This window comes from Thermoactinomyces sp. CICC 10523, from assembly GCF_016055105.1.
In the GTDB taxonomy this organism is placed as follows: Bacteria; Bacillota; Bacilli; order Thermoactinomycetales; family Thermoactinomycetaceae; genus Thermoactinomyces_A; species Thermoactinomyces_A daqus.
Window position 1 is genome coordinate 1 of sequence record NZ_JAECVX010000032.1, and the last position, 3,283, is coordinate 3,283.

Genomic DNA, 3,283 nt, shown 5'->3' on the forward strand with positions numbered 1-3,283 from the left:
AGCAGTCCATTTTCGCCGCCCCATAAAAAACGACCCCTTTCTTGCTTCCTTCCATTATACTTTATCTTTCGTCTGGAAGCGTATGGGGTCATTATAGCAGCTCTACAATTTCTTATAAAAGTTCCACTACGGTATCGAAAGTTCAACCCCCACCGGCTGCAAAACCAGCAACTACATCACATGTGTAGCGGATACCCAAATAAATGCGGCTGGTTCCAATAGCTAAAATAAGAAGAACAAATACGTTAAACATATGTCCCAAAGTTTGCAAAAGGTACGCATCAGTAACGTCATGCAAAAGTTGAATGTGAAAGGACGGTCCCAAGCCGTAGTGGAGTTGGTAAGATTGGCCGAATTAAAGATCTAGTCTGTATGTGACCCTGCCGCATTTGCAAAGAAGGCAGGGGTTTTTGTTTTGGGAAAAAGGTCGACTGGATTAATGATTTCAGTACAAAGACCAGATGGACGGATTTTTGCAAATCAATGAAGAGGAAGCCTAAGTCATGCGGAAGATCTTCGATTGGTATACAAAGACGGGTGGGGTTCTAAGCGGATAACCAGCGAATTTCGGATCGCTGAACATGGCTTACACTGTTGCTATTAGTGTTTGCCGTTCTGGTTATTGTTGCATTGCCCCAATTTATTGACATGTTGATATTTGGCTTCGGCCACGATGCCATCCTGGGCCAATCCACAGGTAAAATTTCTCCGTCCCAAGCCTTCGCCTCGATGTTTGGCAAGATTGCCAACTATATCGGAGGGATTCCGAGCGGAAAAAGCTTTACCTATCAGGCTTATCTCTACTATAACTCCAATTCGCACGAACAGGTAACAGAGACGCGCAATTTTTTCACCGATACTCGATCCTTTATCGCCTTTTCAGCAGTCAATATGGTTTCAACCAGTCTGCTCGCCTTGCTGTCAGGAACATTCCTTGATCTTTTCCTGGCTCGTTCCGGCATCTGGATCCGGACCCTTCTGGAACTTATGGCGATCATTCCGGATTTTGCCACAGCCATTTTCCTCCAACTTCTGGTTGTGTTTATCTTCCGGCAGACCGGCTGGCTGGTGGCAGAGGTGAATACAACCGCATTTGGCACCGCTTATCTGTTGCCCTTTCTGACCTTATGTTATTTGCCTTTTTCATATATCATGCGGATGGTCGCCCTTCAAGAGCACAAAGATTTGACAGAAGACTATATTTTGACAGCCAAATCCAAGGGATTGAAAAAATGGACGATCTACGCCCGGCATGTACTCCGGAACGTTTTGCCCGTGATCAAAGCGGATTTGTTCCGAATCGCCTCGATCATGACCGGAAACCTGATCGTGATTGAAAATCTGTTTAACTCCCCGGGTATCACACGCTTCCTGATTCCCAGTCTGGACTGGAATTTGGAATTGAAGGATAGCGGGAATGTACTGTTATACTTCGTAATTCACCCGAAAAAATGCATATCGAGTTTTAGGAGCCTTCGGATCAGTAGAAATGTAGTGGGAAAACCTACTAACACCATTTCGCTTATTCTTCTGCCGTCCACTTTCTTCTCCCCATAAAAAAACACCCCCTTTGTTCCCCTAAATTAACTTACACCTTTTCTGAAATCCTATGAGGTCAGCAAACTAAACTAATCTATAAATAAGTCTATAAACGAGTCTTCTAGTGCTATTGACATTTAGTGGTTAGTACATTCTGGCTTTATTTTGATTGCTTGGCCTGGAACAAACTGAGATATATCTTAATATAATAATTTCGTAAAAAGAAAGGAGGAAATTATTTTGGATCTAAATAATAACCCTAGAAACAAAAAAGATCAAAGAAAAAAGAAAAGACTACGTGATCGTGATGATCCTAAAGAAAAAAGAAGAAAGAAAAGACTGCGTGATCGTGATGACCTTAAAGATAAGAGAAGAAAGAAAAGGACGAAAGATCGGGAAGACTTCGAAGATATAGAAAATATCGAAAATTCGATATCGAATCCGGATATATCACCCTACTGTGCGAGTAATGCCACTAACAAGGGCCAATTAACAAACCAAGCTGATCTAGATAGCGACAATATAATTATTTCCAATGCCGATACCGACGCTGATCATGACCACGCTGATCATGACAAGGATCCGAATGGCGACGCCACTGCCAATTCTACCGCCAATGCCGACGCCGAGGCTCATGCTGACGCGGATGCGGATGCTGACGCGGATGCGGATGCTGACGCGGATGCGGATGCGGATGCTGACGCGGATGCGGATGCGGATGCGGATGCTGACGCCGATGCCGACGCTGACGCTGATTCGGACGCTGACGCTGATGCGGATGCTGACGCGGATGCTGACGCGGATGCCGACGCGGATGCGGATGCGGATGCCGACGCGGATGCGGATGCGGATGCGGATGCGGATGCCGATGCTGATGCGGATGCGGATGCCGATGCTCATGCTGACGCGGATGCGGATGCCGATGCGGATGCGGATGCCGACGCGGATGCGGATGCGGATGCGGATGCTGACGCTGATGCCGATGCGGATGCGGATGCGGATGCCGACGCGGATGCGGATGCCGATGCTCATGCTGACGCGGATGCGGATGCGGATGCTGACGCGGATGCGGATGCGGATGCTGACGCTGATGCCGACGCTGACGCCGATGCCGACGCTGACGCTGATTCGGACGCTGACGCGGATGCGGATGCTGACGCTGATGCGGATGCGGATGCGGATGCGGATGCGGATGCTGACGCGGATGCGGATGCGGATGCTGACGCGGATGCGGATGCGGATGCTGACGCGGATGCGGATGCGGATGCTGACGCTGATGCCGACGCTGATGCGGATGCGGATGCTGACGCGGATGCTGACGCGGATGCGGATGCGGATGCGGATGCCGAGGCTGATGCGGATGCCGATGCGGATGCGGATGCGGATGCCGATGCTCATGCTGACGCGGATGCGGATGCGGATGCGGATGCCGATGCGGACGCGGATGCGGATGCGGATGCGGATGCCGATGCTCATGCTGACGCCGATGCGGACGCGGATGCGGATGCGGATGCCGATGCTGATGCTCATGCTGACGCCGATGCGGACGCGGATGCGGATGCGGATGCCGATGCTGATGCGGATGCGGATGCCGATGCTCATGCTGACGCGGATGCGGATGCCGATGCGGATGCGGATGCCGACGCGGATGCGGATGCGGATGCTCATGCTGACGCCGATGCGGACGCGGATGCGGATGCGGATGCCGATGCTGATGCGGATGCGGATGCCGATGCTCATGCTG

Annotated in this window: 2 protein-coding genes and 1 pseudogene; 2 read left to right on the forward strand and 1 reads right to left on the reverse strand. The window is 50.7% G+C overall.

Going from position 1 to position 3,283, the window contains the following annotated elements; translation table 11 throughout:
- Positions 1–277 precede the first annotated feature (277 nt).
- Both I8U19_RS17010 and I8U19_RS17015 read left to right on the forward strand, forming a co-directional pair.
- A pseudogene (locus I8U19_RS17010) lies at positions 278–367 on the forward strand (helix-turn-helix domain-containing protein); the annotation flags it as partial.
- A gap of 236 nt (positions 368–603) precedes the next feature.
- A complete protein-coding gene (locus I8U19_RS17015) occupies positions 604–1,557 on the forward strand; it encodes an ABC transporter permease subunit (RefSeq protein ID WP_370589820.1) in 954 nt (317 codons plus the stop codon).
- A 489-nt stretch (positions 1,558–2,046) separates the two neighbouring features.
- On the opposite strand, the gene I8U19_RS17845 is transcribed toward I8U19_RS17015, so the two are convergent.
- The coding region (locus tag I8U19_RS17845; RefSeq protein WP_370589819.1) for a hypothetical protein at positions 2,047–3,283 on the reverse strand (1,237 nt) is incomplete at its 5' end.